Raw genomic sequence first — 19,025 nt, 5'->3', positions numbered from 1 at the left:
GGGATAGGGAGATGAGGGGATGAGGGGGATGAGGGGGATAGGGGGACACAAAGAATAAGTAATGGCCAATGCCCCATTCCCAATTCCCAATTCCCAATTCCCAATTCCCAAAAATAAAAAATGCCCCAGAGTTTTCTCTAGGGCTTAACCAGGGTGCATCTACCATTTCTTTCTACTAGAGCGAAGATCCTAAATCCGGAAAGATACTGAGAAAATACGAAAAAAATTTTTTGAGAATTTTCTGTCTGTTGGAATTACGTAAATGCAACAAAAAATATAGTATGCAAAATAATTTAGGTTACATACAATCAGCAGTGTATATTGTGGGTGCAGGGCCGGGAGATCCAGATTTATTAACGGTGAAGGCGCAGAAGTTGCTGGCTGTTGCAGATGTAGTTTTATTTGCTGATTCTTTAGTACCCGAACAGCTTTTGCAAATTTGCCGAGAAGATGCAGAAATTATTCAGACTGCCAATAAGACTTTAGAAGAGATTCTAGAGCTGATGATAGAACGAGTGCGATCGCAGCACAAATCTGTTGTTCGTCTCCATTCCGGTGACCCCAGTCTCTACAGTGCAATTGGTGAGCAAATACAACTGCTCAGTGAGGCTAACATTCCCTTTGAAGTCATACCCGGTATTAGCGCTTTTCAAGCAGCCGCTGCCAAACTCAAAATAGAACTGACTGTACCAGGTTTAGTCCAAACTATCATTTTAACACGTATCAGTGGACGTACAGAAGTTCCCACTAAAGAAGAATTAGCTGATCTTGCGGCACATCAGGCTAGCCTCTGTCTTTATCTCAGTGCGCGTCATGTGGAAAATGCCCAAGCCAAACTACTCGAACACTACCCAGCCGAAACCCCAGTAGCGATTTGCTTTCGCTTGGGATGGCCTGATGAAAAAATTAGGGTGGTTCCCCTGAATCAAATGGCAGACTGTACTCATGAAGAAAAACTGATTCGTACCACACTTTATGTAATTAGTCGAGCACTTTTACCGACAACAGGGCGATCGCGTTTATATCATCCTGAACATAATCATTTATTTCGTTCTTCAGTCAGTGGGAATTGGGCATAGGGCATTGGGAATGGGGAATTGGGAATTGGTAATTGGTAATTGGATTTTACTATTATTCACCACATCTCACCCATTACCCATTACCCATCACCCATCCCCTCATCTCCCCCATTTCCCCATCTCCGCATTTCTACATATCCTCATATCCCTTGTGGTTGGATAAACTTAACAATGTTAATCAAATTGAAAATTCTAATTCAGTACTATGCCTTTAATTAAAGTGCAAACTTCTGTATCTGCTGTGCAAAAAGCTGAAGTTGAGGCAATGCTTTTGAGTTTATCAGGCAAGTTAGCAAAACATTTGGGCAAACCAGAATCCTATGTGATGACAGCTTTTGAACAGGGAATTGACATGACATTTGCTGGTACTACAGACCCTGTTTGCTACGTTGAAATTAAGAGTGTTGGCACTATGAAGCCAGACCAAACTGAGGCTATGAGTCAGGATTTTTGCCAACAGATTAACCAAACTTTGGGTGTGCCTACAAATCGCATTTATATAGAGTTTGCGGATGCCAAGGGTGCAATGTGGGGCTGGAACGGCACGACTTTTGGTTAAGAGTTACACAAACATGTAAGTATTTTAACAGGAGGATTTTGAATGTTTATTTGGTAACTTGACTAGATATGATGAAATCAATGATACACGAGTACAAGTAAAAGGAAAAACTAGATGTACGGTCTCATAAATAAAGCGCTTCAAGATATGGTATGCGATCGCTTTGGGGAGGAAACTTGGCAGATAATTAAAAAAAAGGCAGAACTAGAATTAGAGACTTTTTTGAGGATGGAAACCTATCCTGATGACTTGACTCACAAATTGGTGAAGGCGACAAGTGAAGTTATTGATTTAACTCCTACGGAAGTTATGCAAGCCTTTGGAGAGTATTGGATACAGTACACTGGCAAGGCTGGCTACGGTGCAATGATGGATATGAGTGGGGATAACTTTGCTGAATTCCTGGAAAATTTGGATGACCTTCATACTCGTTTGAGTGTACATTTTCCACAATATAATCCCCCTTCGTTTGAATGCACTGAAGCGCAAGAAAATGCTTTGCAATTGAACTACCATTCTGAGCGAAAAGGACTAGCTCCAATGGTTGTTGGCTTACTCAGAGGTTTAGGAGCTAGATTTAATACAAAAGTTAACATTACCCAAATTCAAGATCGAGAAGAGGGTGCTGACCATGATGCTTTCTTGATAGAGTACAAACATCACTAACTATTTCATGAACTCCCCCCAATTCAATATTCCACCACAATTATTTAACCAAGCCTTTCCATTTCATATTGTGTTCAATCGTGAGAGGAAGATTCTACAAGTTGGGGAAGTTTTACAACGTATTCACCCAGAACCTTTACATGGTAATTTAATTGAGGAACATTTTCAAATTAAGCGTCCGAATATTCGGATTGATTTTAGTGCGATCGCCAAGCGTCTTAACTCTTTATTTTTAATTGAATCTCTTTATAATGGCATCCTTCTCAAAGGGCAAATGATGTATATCCAAGAGCAGGATGTTATGCTTTTTCTTTGCTCTGTTTGGGTAAGTGATTTAGCTGCTATATCTGCCTACAATCTTAGGCTAAAAGACTTTGCAATTCATGACCAAACTGTTGACTTGATATTTTTACTCAAAGCTAAAAATAACGCTTTAGAAGATGTTAAAAAATTAACAGATGAACTCAAACAGCGACAATTACAGCTAGAAAAAGCACTAAAAGTTCAAGAATATTTGGCTAAAACTGCTGCAAAACAAGCCCAAGATTTAGAACAAACTCTTCATGAGTTGCAGCAAACCCAATCTCAATTGATTCAAACTGAAAAAATGTCTTCACTGGGACAGTTAGTGGCTGGTGTTGGACATGAAATTAATAATCCTGTAAATTTCATTTATGGGAACCTCAAGTATGTTAAAGAATATACTCAAGATTTATTGAGTCTTGTCAAACTATACCAGCAACTTTATCCTCACAATCATCTGGAAATTGAAGCATTAGTTAATAATTTTGACTTAGAGTTTATCATAGAAGATTTACCAAAAATTTTATCTTCAATGGAACTTGGCGCGAGTCGGATATGTGAGATTGTCAAAACTCTACGTAACTTCTCACGACTCGATCAAGTAGAAATGAGATTTGTGGATATCCACGAAGGTATTGATAGCACCTTACTGATTTTGCAGCATCGTCTGAAAGCCAAATCAGACCAACCGCCCATTGAAGTTATTAGAGAATATGGAGATTTGCCTCTTGTGGAATGCTATGCTGGGCAAATGAATCAGGTATTTATGAATATCTTAAGTAATGCAATTGATGCTTTACATGAGTATTCTCATCATAGCTGCCAAGACGAGATTCTACAAAACCCCAGTCACATTATCATTCGTACTCAAGTGAAAAATCAAGAGCGCTTGATAATCAGCATTAAAGATAATGGCCCAGGAATTCCAGAGAAAGTTAAGACTAAATTATTTGACCCTTTCTTTACTACTAAACCTGTGGGACAAGGTACTGGTTTAGGATTATCCATCAGCTATCAAATTGTGGTGGATAAACATCGCGGTACGCTAGAGTGTATTTCAGCACCTGGAGAAGGGGCTGAATTTGTGATTGAAATTCCTGTGCAGCAACCGAATTAATCTGAAAGTTGTAGGATAGAGATCCAGTATCAACAAGCCCCTTTGGTGTAGGGAATAGGGAATGGGGAATTGGTAATTGGATTTTACTATTAGTCATCACATCTGGCCCATTACCCATTACCCATTACCCATCACCCATCACCCCAGTCCCTAATCACCAGTCCCCTTTACCTCTTGTTTTTTTATGCCTGCTACGCCTCTCGCTTCTTTGGTTGACTCAAGAACATCAGAAATAATTCCCCCTTTGCTAGGTGCTTCAGTTACTGAGTTAACTGCTTGGGTGCAGCAGCAGGGACAACCTACTTACAGAGGTAAGCAACTGCATGAGTGGATTTATCAAAAGGGAGTGCGATCGCTTGGTGATATTTCTGTATTCTCTAAACAATGGCGTGCAGAACTAGCAGAAATCCCTATTGGACGTTCAACTATACACCACCGCGCTGTTGCACCCGATGGCACCATTAAGTACCTGCTGCAACTCGCTGATGGTCAAATTATTGAAACTGTAGGCATTCCCACGGACAAGCGTTTAACAGTATGTGTTTCTACTCAAGTAGGTTGCCCAATGGCGTGTGATTTCTGCGCTACTGGTAAAGGCGGCTACAAGCGCAATTTAGGCAGGCATGAAATTGTCGATCAGGTGTTAACTGTACAAGAAGATTTTCAGCAGCGGGTTAGCCATGTGGTATTCATGGGCATGGGTGAACCATTGTTGAATACGGAAAATGTTTTAGCAGCTTTGAAATGCCTCAATCAAGATGTTGGCATTGGACAGCGATCGCTTACTGTTTCTACAGTGGGTATTCGTGATCGCATCCGTCAGTTAGCCGAACACCATTTGCAAATCACGCTTGCTGTTAGTCTTCACGCACCCAACCAAACCCTGCGAGAACAACTGATACCCAGCGCCCGCCCCTACCCTCTAGAAGATTTACTAGCTGAATGTCGGGAATACGTAGAAATTACAGGACGCCGAGTCACTTTTGAATATATCCTCCTCGCTGGGGTGAACGATTTGCCAGAACACGCATGGGAATTGGCAAAATGTCTGCGAGGATTCCAAAGTCATGTGAATTTGATTCCCTATAACCCCATTGCAGAAGTTGACTACAAACGCCCGACTAGCGATCGCATTCAAGCTTTTGTCAAAGTCCTCAAACAACAACAAATTGCTGTTAGCGTCCGCTATTCCCGTGGTTTAGAAGCTGATGCAGCTTGTGGACAACTACGTGCAAGTAAAAAAAGTTAGGAGTTAAGAGTTAGGAGTTAGGAATTATAAACTCCTAACTCCTAATTAAATTATCTTTTGGCAAGAATACCTGGGGCATAAGCTTCAATGACTTTACCAGTGCGGGTACAGCTAATCATTAAGTAGTCACAAGCTGGACATTGTGTCCGAGTTATTTGACTTTCAGTAATATAATGACGTTCCGCTTCACGGCCGCAGTTTGGGCAGTGAATTTTTTGTACTGTATGCATTTTTTACCCCTGGTCGGAATTAGAATCGTGTGAAAAAACTGTCAATTAAGCAAGGAAATGTTTTAGTTTGACCCAAGTTAACAAACAACCAGATGTGAACTGATGATTTTAAACAAGATTTTATGTTTGAAACTTTTGTCGTTCTTTCTATGTATTATGTAGAAATCTAGGTGATTTCATCATCCTACTTTAGGTACATAAAGTAATTTCCTGATGGAATATGGTTTAGAGATTGAGTGATCCCTATGATTAATGCCTTGAGAGAGCCTTATTTGTCGCCTTATTAGACAAACACAAAAAAAGCTGTTCTTGTATTCAAAAATCAAAATCAATAAAATACTGTATCTTTGGTAACAGAATGTCAGTCTTAAGATTTGGTTAATGTTTACTAATGACACAGCAGTTATGAATTGTGTTTGTACTGAGACACAACTGTACACTGATTTCAGCAATTTGATTTTGGGCTTTTTACCTTTGTGTCTTAGTGACGGCAGTCGCTTCAAGTCTGGCGACCGAACGCGCTGCCTCGTCTTTGTGGTTGAAAAATAGACTTTTGAACCACAAAGGCACTAAGACACCAAGAAAAATACATTACACTTTGAAAGGGCTAGTCCTAGATATTAGTTTTCACCTGAAGAGGGGTGAAAATAATCGTAGATTTCTTGAGCTAAACGCGGGCCAATTCCTGAAACTTCAGCTAGTTGTGCAGGTGTAGCTTGACGAATATAATCTACTGAGCGAAAATGCCCTAAAAGTTGCTTTTGCCGATGGTGTCCTAAGCCAGGAATTTCATCTAAGCGCGATCGCTTCAATTTATCACTGCGTTGCTGACGGTGGAAAGTGACTGCAAATCGATGTGCTTCATCCCGCAAGCGCCGCAACAATTGCACACCTGGTTGTTCTGCATCGGTTTCCAAGGGTTGAGATTCTCCTGGTAAAAAAATCTCTTCTCGCTGCTTTGCCAAACTTACAACTCGCAAGTCTTCTAATAAATTATGTTCTTGCAAAACGGCAACAACCGATGATAACTGACCTTTACCGCCATCAATCATAATTAAATCAGGCCAGTCAGGATTACCCGCTCTTGGTAATTGTGGATCTTCGATATACTTACGAAACCGTCGCTGGATGACTTCAGCTAAGCTAGCAAAATCATCTGAATGTCCGGCTGTAACTGTGGGATTTTTGATTTTGTAGTGGCGATAATGCTGTTTGGCGCTGATTCCATCGATAAACACAACTTGGGAAGCTACAGCATTGGCACCTTGAATATGTGAAATATCATAACCTTCGATGCGACGGGGTAAGTCGGGTAAATCGAGAATAGCAGCTAAATCTTGCATTGCTTCTTGGTTGCGATCGCTCAATTTCTGCATTCTTTGCAATTCATATTGAGCGTTGCGTTCTACCATCTCAATTAATTCTGCCTTGGTTTGGCGCTGGGGAGCCAAAATCGTCACTTTTCTTCCCTTGCGCTGCGTCAAGACATCCGCCAATATCTCTGTTTCTGGTAATTCATGCTGTACCAAAATCTCGATAGGAATTTCCACTGCATCAGCAGTCTGATAATGTTCTTCTAAGACTCGTTGTAAAATCGCTCCAGGTTCAGCCTGTGCATCAGCAACAAATGCTAAACGTCCTACCAATTGCCCAGCGCGAATCTGAAATAATTGAATGCAGGCGTGTTGTGCATCGGCGGCTAGGGCGATGGCATCGCGTGAAACTGTATCATCTGGAAGAGAGACTTTTTGATCCGCTGTCAGCGATTTTAACCCAGCGATTTGATCGCGAATCCGCGCTGCTGACTCAAAGTTCAACGCTTCGGCTGATTTTTGCATTTGTTCTCTCAAGATGTCAATTAGTTCCTGAGTCCGGCCTTGGAATACCATCGCCACTTTTTGCACAGTTTTGCGATATTCTTCTGGTGAAATCAGCTGTTGACACACACCTGGACAGCGCCCCATATCATAATTCAAGCAAGGACGGTCTTTAAACAGTGGTTGAGGTCGTTGTCTGAGTGCAAAAATCCGCTTACTAATTCGTAAGATTTCTCGCAACAAACCAGCATCAGTATAAGGGCCGTAAAACTTATCCTTTTCTTTGCCAAATTGGCGTTTGCGAGTGATGAAAATTCGCGGATAGTCTTCTGACCAAGTAATGCAGACATAAGGATATTTTTTATCATCCTTGAGCAGTACATTAAAGTACGGCTGATGCTGCTTGATTAAGTTGGCTTCCAACGCCAAGGCTTCGGCTTCGGTATCGGTGACGATAAATTCGATTTCGCTCACCTGTTTAGCCATTGTAGCAATGCGTTCGCTCTTAGCGTACCCTTCCCGGAAGTAAGAACGGACACGCGATCGCAATTTGCGCGATTTACCTATGTATATAATGCGATCATTTCCGTCCCGCATGAAATAAACTCCCGGTTCCGGCGGAATTTCAGCTAGACGGCTTTCCAGACGTTCTGGATCTTTTAGTAGTGGTATTTGAGCAGATATAGTCACAATCCAATTTAGGTAATTTGATAAATTTACCTATTTCCTATTTTAAGAAAAAATGACTTTTTTGTGTTGATCTTACGAGTTTTTTATCAAGTTAATATCAAGTTTTTAAGTCCTTAAATTAGAAAATTACAGCTATTGAACTGTGATGTCTCATTAACTTACTTACATATTTTAGTATTATTTATAAGTTTTTTCTGGCTTTTGAAAACCAATTTGAGTTTTATATATATTTTGAACTTATAAACTTTATTGTTTATTGTTTTTATTGAAATTTGTGTATACTAACTCATAGATTCTCTGACTATGCCTTGTTACACCTGACTCTGTATATCCATTAATTAATCAAATAAAAGTTTTCGTCAGTCACAAAACAATAGGCAATATTTCGGATTTTTAATCGAACGTCAAATATTAAGCGAATTAACGGTTTTAGCAACTGAATATCTATGACTATGATTGTAATTATAAATACTGAAGTTATTTAACGGGGGAGTTATTTATGAATCTACAAGAATTTGAATCTACTTACCGCCAGGCTATGGATGAAGCATTAAATGAACTACAAACAGCAGTTTTACTACTAGCGCAAGTACAACAGAAAATTTATGAAATTGGCAATTCAGTACAACACCTGAGTGAAAGTGTTGAAGAATTTATTAACAATGAAAAAACTAAATAAATCTAGACTAAGCAATCAACATTAAGATTAGATATGAATACAAGATAACTCTTCTTCAATTGTTAGTAGCAGTTCAGTTAGATTTATCGGTTTAATTAGGTAACGTTTAGCACCCAAATTTATAGCTCGTTCTTTATCGGCTTTAAAAGCAAAAGCTGAAACTACTATGATAGGTATTTTTGAGCAATTTGGTTTTTGTTGAATTTGTTCTATTAATAAATAACCGTCAATGCCCGGTAATTTCAGGTCTAACAACACTAACTCCGGCTGGAATGTTTCTATAGTTGCGAATAAAGCAGAGCCATCTGATAGACTTTGGACATCGTATCCACAATAGCTGAGATAGTCGCTCAGCAACATTCTATTGATATCATTATCTTCAATTAGTAGAACTCGTCTTGGTTGATGCAACTTTAATTGTCGTTCTATAGTAAATAGATTTGCTGTCATTTTTACCTATCATCTTATGTCAAAAGTTATTTATTTGGCCAAGAAACTTGATTAGTATAGATTCAAGGTTTTAAACTCAGAAAAATGCTATAGTAGTCTAGTTTTATTTCTAAACTTACTTGTGTAGGCTCTTAACTCTTAACAGGAAAAAGATAGTATAAGTGTACTGAGTTTGGTCAAAAATTAAATAGGATTCCTACAATTGTGTCAGGAAGCCAGATTTTACATAAATTCTATTTATGTGTGCTTTCATACTTGAGGATATTAACCTAGTAATGAAAATTCTTTTAAATCTAATCATGATTTTGCTTACTTTTGCAGCAGTTTAATAAAATTTTAAGTTTTTTTTAAAAGAAATCGTGCTATTTATTCCGAATAAATATATTTAAACTATTGTGTACATAATAGTTGAGAATACATCAGTAATTACACAGTATAAAGATAAATATTTTGTAAAAAAATAACTGATACTGTTTCGCTGTCAAGTCGCTCATATGGGGAGATGAGGGAGAAATATAGTGAATTGCAATGGAGTAATACCAATTCTCTAAAATTCGGCAACAGATTCAAACCTTGAAACCTAGATATAGCAAAGTGCTGAGGAGCCACTGCGGTGAGGCAGCCCCCAGACGCTCGTTCGCCTTTGGCGTCTCCCTTTGGGAGAAGACACGGCTTAGCTGCGCTAACGGCGGAAACCGGAGCCACTGCGGTGGACGGGTTCCCCGGCATAAAGCAAGTGGCGTCCAAGACTCCGACTGCCTCACCAAGTGGAGCATGTGGCGTTGCTGAGTTCTGTAGACGCTTGGTGCGGCTACTCTTCTCCTTCAAAGACGCTCTTGCTAGCTTGCTTAAGCGTAGGGGTACGAGAACGCCTAATACCGTTTCACTTTAAATTTGATACATTTAGGCAAGCAGAGGAGCAGAGGAGCAGGGGGGCAGAGGAGAAATTATTTGTATCATTTATTTAGTGAAATGGTATAACGGCGAACCCGCTATCGTGGAGCCACTGCGTTCGATCGCCAGACAGCCGCGTATGTGGCATTGCTGAGTAAAAACCAAGTTATTTTAAGGCTTTGAGCAATCAGCACTGTCCTAAAGTATGCTTCGACTGCCATACAATCTGAATTTCTTAATTGCAAATTGCCCTTTGGGTGACGCTCATTCCGACGCTCGTTCCTTGCTACCGCTTCGCGCTTCGCACTTCGTTTCTTGCGCTCTTGCAATTGCGAGTTAGGCGCTGCGCCTACTCCCTTGCTCCCAAAGCTATTAGATATTTTTTGATTTGTAAGTTCTCGAGTTTTGCCCTTGAGTTCCGAACCAGCCAATCATGGCAATTAGTCCTACTAGGGCTGAGGGTTCTGGCACTTTTCGTTTGCGGGGTGCGTTAGTTACCTTCGCCAAGGTATTTCTATATAAAGGTGTGTAGGTTTGTTGTGTAGCAGTAGGCTCTTGAGTGATGTAGTAGCGAGTTGTATCGTCAACTCTCACCTCAGTGACTTGACTAACTTGACTAATTTCCTCTGTATTGCGTTTGGCAAGCAATATTAACTCATTTGCCTCTAAGTTGCTCTCATCTGTAACTTCCCCAATACTGAGTGTATTTGCAGCTTGGTGACTGTCAACGTCAAGATAAATTTTTGTGAGGAGAGTAGCTGGTGTTGACGCAGTAGTTAACGCCCAAAGAGGACGCTGACATAACACACCAATAACAGCGAAAGTTAAAGCACAAATGCCTATTTTTTTGAGATTGCCTGCCATGCACACTGTGTTACTGAGCTTTTGGGGATAAAATTTTAGCCAAACAGTAAAGATACTGTTTACTGTTTAGCCTTAGTATATTTAATACTTGCAGAGACTTTGTTCGTAGTTTATCCCAAAAATAGACTCAGTACAGGTGGTAAAATATAAATTTACTGTGAGGCTAAGATAAAAACTTTATCCTTGAATTAGAGGAACTCCGCAATTCTTTGGACAGCAGTTTCTAACAAAGGTGGCTCATGCACCAAAGCAAAGCGGACATATCCTTCTCCGGATTTGCCAAAACCAGCGCCAGGAGAAGCAGCAACACCAGTTTGTTTGACCAACTGAGTACAAAATTCTACAGAATTTTGATTCCACGGTGAGGGTAGCTTAGCCCAGATATACATGGTCGCTTTGGGAGTAGGAACTTGCCAACCGATGCTGTGTAAAGCATTGATGAAAGCATCACGGCGTTTGCGGAAAATATTGACTGAATCTGTTACTCCTGCTTGTGGCCCAGCCAGAGCAGCGATCGCCCCATTCAAAATTCCCCGATACTGATTAAAATCGACGGCTGCTTTGACTTGGCGTAAAGCGTTAATCAACTGAGCATTGCCGATGGCGTAACCAATACGGAATCCGCCCATATTGTAGGATTTTGAAAGGGTGAAAAATTCAATCGAAACACTTTTGTCTGGGTCAGCTTGCAGAATTGAAGGCACAGGAGATTTTGGATTTTGGATATTTTCTTCCCAATCTCTAGATTCTGCAAATACCAAATCTACGTAGGGGAAATCGTGAACCAGAACAAGATTGTGTTGTTGACAAAATGCTACAGCTTCTTGGAAGAAAGATATTGGAGCGATCGCTGCAGTTGGATTATGAGGATAGCTCAACACCATCATCCGTGACTGGGCTAAAACAGGGTCAGGAATATCAGTAAATACTGGTAGAAAATCGTTTTCTGCTAGTAGTGGCATTGGGTAGATTTGCCCACCAGCTAAGTAGACTCCTCCGGCATGGGAAGGGTAGCCTGGATCGAGCAACAGGGCAAAATCTCCGGGGTCGAGCAGTGCTAGGGGTAAATGGGCAGTACCTTCTTGAGAACCAATCAGAGGCAATACCTCAGTTTCTGGATCGACGCTGATGCCAAATTTTTGTTCGTACCAGTTAGCTGCGGCTTGACGAAATGCTAGAGTACCGTGAAACAGCAAGTAGCCGTGGGTACTTTGGTCATACAGAGATTGGGCGATCGCTTCAATGACGTGTGCTTGGGCAGGTAAATCAGAAGACCCTAGCGACAAATCAATGATTTCTCGTCCTGCTGAGCGAGCCACTGCCTTGGCTCTATCCATCTCAGCAAAGACATTGAATTGTAGGGGTTGTAAACGCTTTGCAAATTGCATGTTAGTCAATGGTCAATGGTCAATGGTCAATAGTCAATGTTCAGTAGTCAATGGTCAATGGTCGTCAATAACTCATAAACTATTGGCTGTTGACTATTGACTCTGGACTAATGACTATTGACTAATTACTATTTAAATGCTTATCTAAGAGTTCGAGTAATTTATCTTTACCAATAACTCCCTCAGTGGATGCTAATAGTTTTTCTCCTTGAATGAGTCTGAGGGCTGGAACACCTTCTACTTGGTACTTTTTGACAGTAACAGGATTTGGGTCAACTTCTATCTTGACGATTTTCAGGCGATCGCTATATTTTGTAGCAGCCTGGTTAATCATTGGCGACATCAATTGACACGGCCCACACCAGGAAGCCCAAAAGTAAACTAATACAGGCTGCTCGGCTTGCAACACTTCGGTTTCAAACTCAGCATCAGTGATGGTGGTTACACCCTTACTCATTGCAGTCTCCATTAGGTGGCATCGTTCAAAGTTGGCACACAAAATACTCTATCCCAAACTGAGAGTCAGTTGTCAGTTGTCAGTGGATAAAGGAGAGAGCAGGAGAGCAGAGGGAGCAGGGGAGCAGGGGGGATGAGGGAGATGGGAGAGATGAAAAAAATAACACTGAACTTCTGCCTCTTAACAACTGACAACTGACAACTGACAACTGACAACTGACAACTGACACAAAATCCCACAACCAACAGGCGTGGGACTAGCGCAAATCAGATGAGAGCAATTGTTACATTTGATCCAATTGCTTGCGTAGGGATTCCAACTCGGCATCAACCACTTCATGAGATTGAGTAGGGTTGGTGGAAGGGGTGGTTTGTTGTTGTGGTGGCAGTTGGGGTTGATTTGGGGGACTGGCGGGTGCTAGTGACGCTTTCAAAGCTGCCAATTCATCATCAACATCGCTACTAGATTCTAAGCGTGCAAATTGACTTTCTAGGTCTGCACCTGCCAACTCTGCTGCTGACTGGGCGCGGGCTTCTTGCATCAGGACTTTTTCTTCCATGCGCTCGAAAGCAGCCATAGCGCTGTTGGTATTCATCCCTCGCACCATACCTTCGAGTTGCTCTTGGGCTTTGGCAGTGGTGATCCGCGCTTTGAGCATTTCTTTTTTGGTTTTGGCCTCAGAGATTTTGCTTTCCAGCTGGATTAAGTTGCGCTTGAGGGTTTCAACCTGAGTGCTTTGCTGATCTAGGCTAGTTTTGAGAGCCGTGCTGGTGTCGCTATAAGTCTTTTTGCGTTCTAGGGCTTGTCTTGCTAGGTTTTCATCGCCTTTTTGCAATGCTAGTTGGGCATTGCGTTGCCACTTATTGATTTCATTTTGGGCATCATTGTACTGTTTTTCTGTACGTTTTTGGGCTGCGATCGCCTGGGCAACTCCCTGACGCAACTGTACCAAGTCTTCCTGCATTTCTAGGATGGCTTGCTCTAGCATTTTTTCTGGGTCTTCAGCTTTATTAACCAGGTCGTTGAGGTTAGCACTAACTACTCGCCTAATACGATCAAATAATCCCATAACTTTGTTTTTCCTTTTGGAGTTTACGCGCTTTGTCAGAAAGTTAGCTTTTTTAGTATTTAATAGCTTCCTATTTCAATGTAATCTTTCCGGTTTGGTTCGGTACATGCCAACAGCTGTTTCTTGTTAATATCTACTTTAACTTTAGTACTTGCCTCATCTTCAAGGCTGTGGACTTTCGCTTAACTGTTGCGGCTGTGGGTTTTTAGCTTCATTCAATACCTGTACCTTCATCGCTGCTAGTTCTGTATCGATGTCACTAGCAGATGCTAAAGAGTCAAATTGTTTTTGTAGGTCATCACCACCGAGCTGAGCGATCGCGCTTTGTTTGGCTTCTATCTGCAAAACTTTTTCTTCCATGCGCTCAAAAGCATTCAGGCTGCTGTTAGCAGAAACTCCATCAAGCATTTCTTGAAGTCGATAGGATGCTTCGGCAGAACGGGCGCGAGCAATGTACATATCTTTTTTGGTTTTGGCGTCAGCAATTTTTAACTCTAGCGTCCGCATATCCTTTTTGAGCCTAGTTACCACCTCGTTTTGCTGCCCTATTTGGTTAGAGAGGGCTTTTGCTGTTTCAGTGTAAGCTCGGCGTTTTGTGAGAGCTTCTCGTGCTAGAGGTTCATTACCTTGTTGTAGTGCCAGTTGGGCGCGGCGATACCATTCTTCTGAGTTTGACTGAGCAGCCGCAGCTTGTCGTTCGGTGCGTTTTTGGGTAGCGATCGCTTGTGCTATTCCCTGCCGCAATCGCACCAAATTTTCTTGCATCTCTGTGACAACTTGTTCTAAAACCTTTTCAGGATCTTCTGCACTGCCTATTAAACTATTCAGATTAGCGCGAATCACCCGCAGGATACGATTAATAAGTTCCATGTCAGTTTTCCATCCACTTTTTGCTCAAAACCCTTCGCGCCAGGCTGGGGACTGGTGACTGGGGAATGGGGTGATGGGTGATGGGTAATGGGTAATAGTAAAATCCAATCCCCAATTACCAATTACCAATTACCAATTCCCAATTCCCTCATCCTATCGTAGATATTTACAACTCATGGCTGGTCAATTCGGGCTTTGATTCCCTTGGACTGTAGTTTTTGTAATCTTTGTTGTGCTTCCTCTTTAGTTTTCACAGCAGCTAGATAAATCAATTTTTGGCTGCGTGATAAATAAGCATCGGGAACTACTTTCCGTGCAGCAGTTAAAGAGCCATTATTTTGATTGTCTGTGACTATATGATAAAACCCATCTGCTGCTGGTGTGATTTGAGCGATCGCTTTTGGTGGGGTTGTAGTTGGTACGGGTGTAGGTTGTAGCTGTGAGATGGGAGGCAACACCGGAGGTAAGGGTTGGGTCTGTGGTAGCGGATTGACTGGTAGTGGGTTGACAGCTGGAGGATTGACAGGAGTTTGGCTAAAAATCGGGTTAGGTAATGTTGTAGGGGTTGGTTGAATTTTGGGCTGTAAGCCAACTACATCATTAGGATCTCTTAGCGGGGCAAACTCTTTGGCGGCTAAATTCGGATACTTGGGTATGGGCGTGAGTTCAGGCTGAGGCTGAGATTCCTGAGATTGGGGATTAGTCTCAACTGAGGCAGCATTTTCCGGACTAGGAGACGAGTTGCCATTAAACAATTTGCCTAGATTCAATTGGGGCAAGCTTTTGGGATTAAACACTACATAACCCAAAGTAATACTCGCCACTAATAGCAGCAGCATGGAGCCTACACCCAAAGGTGATAACAGACTGTCGTTAGAATTGCTGGGCTTTTTGGTTTGCGATTGTTCATCTGTCAAACTTCGCAGCAGTGCTTCACTCGATTCCAAATAGTCATCTGGCTGTTTGGGAGTGTCATTTGCCTGTGGGAGATTTTCCTTTTGAGTATCCTGAACTGCCGCAGGCACTATGCTACTAGTATTTGACAAGGGCGGTGGATCTTCTGTTTTGATAGATTCAGAGTTAGAGGACACTTGAGGATTATCCAGTGTTTCAGCCTTTGGCGTCGCTGGTGCTGGGTGAGTTTGAGGAGTCTCATCAAGCACAGATGCAGGCGGTGCATCAGTTTTGATTTCTGCTATCGGTGGCTGAGTTTTAACCACTGTAGCAGTGATGTCCGTTAACTCTTGGGGTTGACTGTTGAGGTAACTGCCCACACGGGTTTGGTTTGGTGTCCTCGTACCAATTCGCGTGCGTCGGTATCGGGCTAACTCCTGATCTAGTTGCACCTCCAAACTCGCCAGTGCAGCCGCTAATGTCGGCTTTAACCCAGATGTTTTAGACGATTGAGTGCTGGAATCTATCAAAGGGTTTTGACTCATTGCCTCGTGCCTGAAACGTGTAGTGCTGGATGAACTTTAGATATATTTGTGCCAATACTAGCGAAAATTATCTACAAGAAGTTAGTTGTCAGTTGTTAGTTGTTATTCTCCCTCATCCCCCTACTCCCCACTCGCTACTCCCTACTCCCCCTTTCAAAGATGTCGTTAAAATCAGTAAATGATATTTTAGGTGTTCTGGAACAGCAAGCTAAATGGCAAGAGCAGCCATTTGCGCGTTTACTCCAGTGTTGGACAGAAGTTGTGGGAGCAGCCGTTGCTGCCCAGACTCGACCATTGTCAATTCAGCGTGACGTTTTGCGAGTGGCAACTTCTAGTGCTGCTTGGGCGCAGAACCTAACTTTTGCACGCCAGACTCTACTTTTAAAGTTAAATCAAAAGCTACCCATGCCTTTAGTAGATATTCGCTTTTCTACTGCTGAATGGCGGCGTTTACCAGAGGTGGCTCAGCAACCACCAGCGATTTTGCCACAGGAGCATCCTAGTTACCTGGGTGATGTTAATAGCCCCCGCCATGATATGAAGCCGACTATTGAAAACGCGAATACTGCTTTTGGGAACTGGGCAAAGAAAATGCAAGCGCGATCGCATGGCTTACCTGTTTGTCCCCAATGTCAATGTCCCACCCCACCCGGTGAACTGCAACGCTGGCAGGTCTGTTCTTTGTGTGCTGCCAAGCAGTTATCAAATAAAGGGCAAGGGGGCAGGGGGGCAAGGGAGCAGGGGAGCAGTGGGAGCAGGGGAGCAGGCGAAGCAGAGGGAGATGAGGAGAATAACTCCTAACTCCTAACTCCTAACTCCTAACTAATGACCATTGACCATTCTGTTTTGATATTTGGAACAATTCTCATAGTTGGACAGTCAAAGGCTGATGGCTGTATAAATATTTCTCAACAAAATTAATGTTTTAGTAACAAAAATAGAGCAATTGTTATTTGAGATAGACTCAAGGTAAATTTTGAAAACCCTTTAACGGCCATCGTTTGGCAAATATTAAGAAATATGGGTATAAGAGATAGCCTTTGAACAAAAAGTTAGAAAGTGTTGGAAAGGAGTTTGATTGTTAGCTTTTGCCAAAAACATACAGATTCATCTAACAAACAGGTAAATTCAAAGCAGTGTCTTCGCTTGTAGTCGGTTGCGATTTGCGAGGGTTAGCAACCCTCGTGCCATCACTCCCAAACTAGAAGGCTAAGTTTAGCACTGCCTTTCTTGCTCTAAGAACGATTGGATATTTTTTATTGGCTAGCACCTGATTTCTAGGCCAGTTCACAAGATAGCAGAGAGGATTTAATTTTCAGTCTCAACCTCATTACTGCCAAAACAGTTTGGCGCTTATTATCTCAATAGGATAGAACCTCAGCTAACTTGCGGTTTGGTGAGACAAGTTATCGTTTTGAGGCATTAGAAAAATTTATATAAAATAATGCCAACTAGATTTAGAGATGAACAGTCATTTAGCACAAACAAGATGAGTAATATATGTCTTAAGGATAAAGTAAAAATTTTATTTAAATCTATAATAGTAATTTTAGCCTTGATCCCCAACTATTTTTAGTCAAAATTCAGTATGTATCCACTTTAGTAATCATTTAAAAATATAACAAGAATCTAAAAACATCCTAAAGTTTATTTTTGGCTGGGGATCGCTAGAACATAGAGAGGATAACGGGTTTTTGGCTATATTCCGTATTTATATCTAGTAGCAAAATATAGGGATGCAAATCAGCCCGAAACGGCACTAAAGATGAACTAAAATGAAACCCATTAAATTCTTGACATCTGCCTGTCGATATTGTCGCCATTACAAGCCAGAGGGTCGCCGTGGCGGAATGTGCCAGCAGTTGGAAGCGCCAGTTCAAGCAAGTTGGAAAGCTTGCTCTTTGGCACTTCCACCTTTTGCACCTTCTTGGGAAAGTTTAGAAGATGTTTGGAGCTTACCAGATGCAACAAGGATCTTAGCTTCTTCTCACTCTATGGCTTCTAATGTAGATAATGCGGCTGTTGCCCCTGTGGAGGAAATAGTTAACTGTTCCTTACAAGAGGCTGAGGCTAGGGCAGTACGAATTTAGCCAGCGTTGATACCTAGACGCGCGTTTGGTCTGCTTACAATAAGATTTATCTTTAAAATTTCTAGTGCTGTAAAATTTGACATCTTGCTTCAAAAATCGCACCTTGCTGAAAGCAAAGGTGCGATTTGTACATTTTTTAAGGTAACCAGGGGAAGCTACGAAAATTGGGTGAACGTTTTTCGAGAAAGGCTTGTTTTCCCTCGGCTCCTTCTTCTGTCATGTAGTAGAGTAAGGTGGCATTTCCGGCAAGTTCTTGTAAGCCAGCTTGTCCATCACAATCAGCGTTGAATGCTGCTTTGAGACAGCGAATCGCGATCGGACTTTTTTCTAAAATTTCTTGCGCCCATTGAATGCCTTCTGCTTCTAGTTGTTCTACAGGAACAACGCAATTAACTAAACCCATTTCTTGCGCTTGTTGTGCATTATATTGGCGGCAAAGAAACCAAATTTCTCGCGCTTTTTTTTGTCCAACAATGCGGGCGAGGTAGCTTGCTCCAAAACCACCATCAAAACTACCGACTTTGGGGCCAGTTTGGCCAAAAATGGCGTTATCAGCGGCGATGCTAAGGTCACAAATTAAGTGTAGGACGTGACCACCACCGATCGCATACCCAGCTACCAAAGCAATGACTACTTTGGGCATGGAACGAATCAGGCGTTGTAAATCCAGCACATTCAAGCGGGGGATGCCAGCATCATCAACATAACCCGCATGTCCGCGGACACTTTGGTCGCCACCAGCGCAAAAGGCATATTTCCCATCAGTGTGTGGCCCTGCACCCGTAAATAGAACTACACCAATAGATGTATCTTCACGGGCATCACAGAAAGCATCATACAGTTCAAAGACTGTTTTAGGGCGGAAAGCATTGCGTTTGTGGGGACGGTTGATGGTGATTTTGGCTATACCATCGGTTTTGTGATACAGAATATCTTCGTAGGTTTTGGCGGTTTGCCAGTTAATTTGCATAGAAATGAAGTCCGCTATTGTGCTTGAGAATTTTATCGCGGACTTAGGCACAAGCGATCGCTAATATCATAGAAGGGCAAGGAATAAAGGTATGTAAAAGGGAAAAAGTAATTATTTTTGACAATGTAGAATTTTGATCTGTGTC

At 41.8% G+C, this 19,025-nt stretch carries 19 protein-coding genes; 8 read left to right on the top strand and 11 right to left on the bottom strand.

Annotated elements, in window-relative coordinates; genetic code table 11:
* Window positions 1–281 precede the first annotated feature (281 nt).
* From cobM to rlmN, 5 genes are all read left to right on the top strand, one after another.
* Entirely contained in the window at window positions 282–1,079 is a 798-nt protein-coding gene (gene cobM / locus I8748_RS26475) for a precorrin-4 C(11)-methyltransferase (RefSeq protein WP_198127505.1), read from the top strand.
* Window positions 1,080–1,284: 205 nt separating this feature from the next.
* Window positions 1,285–1,638: a phenylpyruvate tautomerase MIF-related protein gene (locus tag I8748_RS26470; protein ID WP_198127504.1), complete on the top strand. Its 354-nt coding sequence runs from the start codon at window positions 1,285–1,287 to the stop codon at window positions 1,636–1,638.
* A gap of 114 nt (window positions 1,639–1,752) precedes the next feature.
* Complete coding sequence (locus tag I8748_RS26465) at window positions 1,753–2,304, top strand: heme NO-binding domain-containing protein (RefSeq protein WP_198127503.1); 552 nt, start codon at window positions 1,753–1,755, stop codon at window positions 2,302–2,304.
* A 7-nt stretch (window positions 2,305–2,311) separates the two neighbouring features.
* Entirely contained in the window at window positions 2,312–3,724 is a 1,413-nt protein-coding gene (locus I8748_RS26460; RefSeq protein WP_198127502.1) for a sensor histidine kinase, read from the top strand.
* A gap of 184 nt (window positions 3,725–3,908) precedes the next feature.
* The gene (rlmN, locus tag I8748_RS26455) at window positions 3,909–4,973 is read left to right on the top strand and encodes a 23S rRNA (adenine(2503)-C(2))-methyltransferase RlmN (RefSeq protein WP_198127501.1); all 1,065 of its coding nucleotides are present in this window, start codon (window positions 3,909–3,911) and stop codon (window positions 4,971–4,973) included.
* A gap of 50 nt (window positions 4,974–5,023) precedes the next feature.
* Here the strand turns inward: rlmN and I8748_RS26450 are convergent, their stop codons facing one another.
* Window positions 5,024–5,203, bottom strand: a complete 180-nt coding sequence (locus I8748_RS26450; protein ID WP_198127500.1) for a replication restart DNA helicase PriA — start codon at window positions 5,201–5,203, stop codon at window positions 5,024–5,026.
* 620 nt (window positions 5,204–5,823) lie between these two features.
* A complete protein-coding gene (gene uvrC, locus I8748_RS26445) occupies window positions 5,824–7,710 on the bottom strand; it encodes an excinuclease ABC subunit UvrC (protein WP_198127499.1) in 1,887 nt (628 codons plus the stop codon).
* Window positions 7,711–8,209: 499 nt separating this feature from the next.
* Between uvrC and I8748_RS26440 the strand changes: the two genes are divergently transcribed.
* Entirely contained in the window at window positions 8,210–8,389 is a 180-nt protein-coding gene (locus I8748_RS26440; RefSeq protein ID WP_198127498.1) for a hypothetical protein, read from the top strand.
* Window positions 8,390–8,416: 27 nt separating this feature from the next.
* Here the strand turns inward: I8748_RS26440 and I8748_RS26435 are convergent, their stop codons facing one another.
* From I8748_RS26435 to I8748_RS26405, 8 genes are all read right to left on the bottom strand, one after another.
* The gene (locus tag I8748_RS26435; RefSeq protein WP_198127497.1) at window positions 8,417–8,839 is read right to left on the bottom strand and encodes a response regulator; all 423 of its coding nucleotides are present in this window, start codon (window positions 8,837–8,839) and stop codon (window positions 8,417–8,419) included.
* 992 nt (window positions 8,840–9,831) lie between these two features.
* A complete protein-coding gene (locus I8748_RS35845) occupies window positions 9,832–9,954 on the bottom strand; it encodes a hypothetical protein (protein ID WP_263976747.1) in 123 nt (40 codons plus the stop codon).
* Between the two features lie 151 nt (window positions 9,955–10,105).
* Window positions 10,106–10,597: a hypothetical protein gene (locus tag I8748_RS26430; RefSeq protein ID WP_198127496.1), complete on the bottom strand. Its 492-nt coding sequence runs from the start codon at window positions 10,595–10,597 to the stop codon at window positions 10,106–10,108.
* Between the two features lie 188 nt (window positions 10,598–10,785).
* Window positions 10,786–11,985, bottom strand: coding sequence for an LL-diaminopimelate aminotransferase (locus I8748_RS26425; RefSeq protein WP_198127495.1), 1,200 nt, complete (start codon window positions 11,983–11,985; stop codon window positions 10,786–10,788).
* A gap of 121 nt (window positions 11,986–12,106) precedes the next feature.
* Window positions 12,107–12,442 carry a thioredoxin family protein gene (locus I8748_RS26420; protein ID WP_096551780.1) on the bottom strand — a complete coding sequence of 112 codons (336 nt, stop codon included), beginning with the start codon at window positions 12,440–12,442 and terminating at the stop codon, window positions 12,107–12,109.
* Between the two features lie 283 nt (window positions 12,443–12,725).
* The gene (locus I8748_RS26415) at window positions 12,726–13,511 is read right to left on the bottom strand and encodes a PspA/IM30 family protein (protein ID WP_198127494.1); all 786 of its coding nucleotides are present in this window, start codon (window positions 13,509–13,511) and stop codon (window positions 12,726–12,728) included.
* 162 nt (window positions 13,512–13,673) lie between these two features.
* The gene (locus I8748_RS26410; RefSeq protein WP_198127493.1) at window positions 13,674–14,381 is read right to left on the bottom strand and encodes a PspA/IM30 family protein; all 708 of its coding nucleotides are present in this window, start codon (window positions 14,379–14,381) and stop codon (window positions 13,674–13,676) included.
* A 173-nt stretch (window positions 14,382–14,554) separates the two neighbouring features.
* The gene (locus I8748_RS26405; RefSeq protein WP_198127492.1) at window positions 14,555–15,820 is read right to left on the bottom strand and encodes a hypothetical protein; all 1,266 of its coding nucleotides are present in this window, start codon (window positions 15,818–15,820) and stop codon (window positions 14,555–14,557) included.
* 159 nt (window positions 15,821–15,979) lie between these two features.
* Here I8748_RS26405 and I8748_RS26400 point away from each other — a divergent pair, with 159 nt between their 5' ends.
* Together I8748_RS26400 and I8748_RS26395 are read left to right on the top strand one after the other, a co-directional pair.
* Window positions 15,980–16,621 (top strand): DUF721 domain-containing protein, encoded by a 642-nt coding sequence (locus tag I8748_RS26400; protein WP_198127491.1) that lies wholly within the window; start codon window positions 15,980–15,982, stop codon window positions 16,619–16,621.
* A gap of 974 nt (window positions 16,622–17,595) precedes the next feature.
* Window positions 17,596–17,910 (top strand): hypothetical protein, encoded by a 315-nt coding sequence (locus I8748_RS26395; RefSeq protein WP_198127490.1) that lies wholly within the window; start codon window positions 17,596–17,598, stop codon window positions 17,908–17,910.
* 136 nt (window positions 17,911–18,046) lie between these two features.
* On the opposite strand, the gene menB is transcribed toward I8748_RS26395, so the two are convergent.
* Window positions 18,047–18,880 carry a 1,4-dihydroxy-2-naphthoyl-CoA synthase gene (gene menB, locus I8748_RS26390; protein ID WP_198127489.1) on the bottom strand — a complete coding sequence of 278 codons (834 nt, stop codon included), beginning with the start codon at window positions 18,878–18,880 and terminating at the stop codon, window positions 18,047–18,049.
* Between the last annotated feature and the right edge of the window lie 145 nt (window positions 18,881–19,025).

Origin of the sequence: Amazonocrinis nigriterrae CENA67 (genome assembly GCF_016056305.1) — a bacterium.
Classification (GTDB): Bacteria; Cyanobacteriota; Cyanobacteriia; order Cyanobacteriales; family Nostocaceae; genus Amazonocrinis; species Amazonocrinis nigriterrae.
This window is presented reverse-complemented; position numbering and strand designations above follow the sequence as displayed.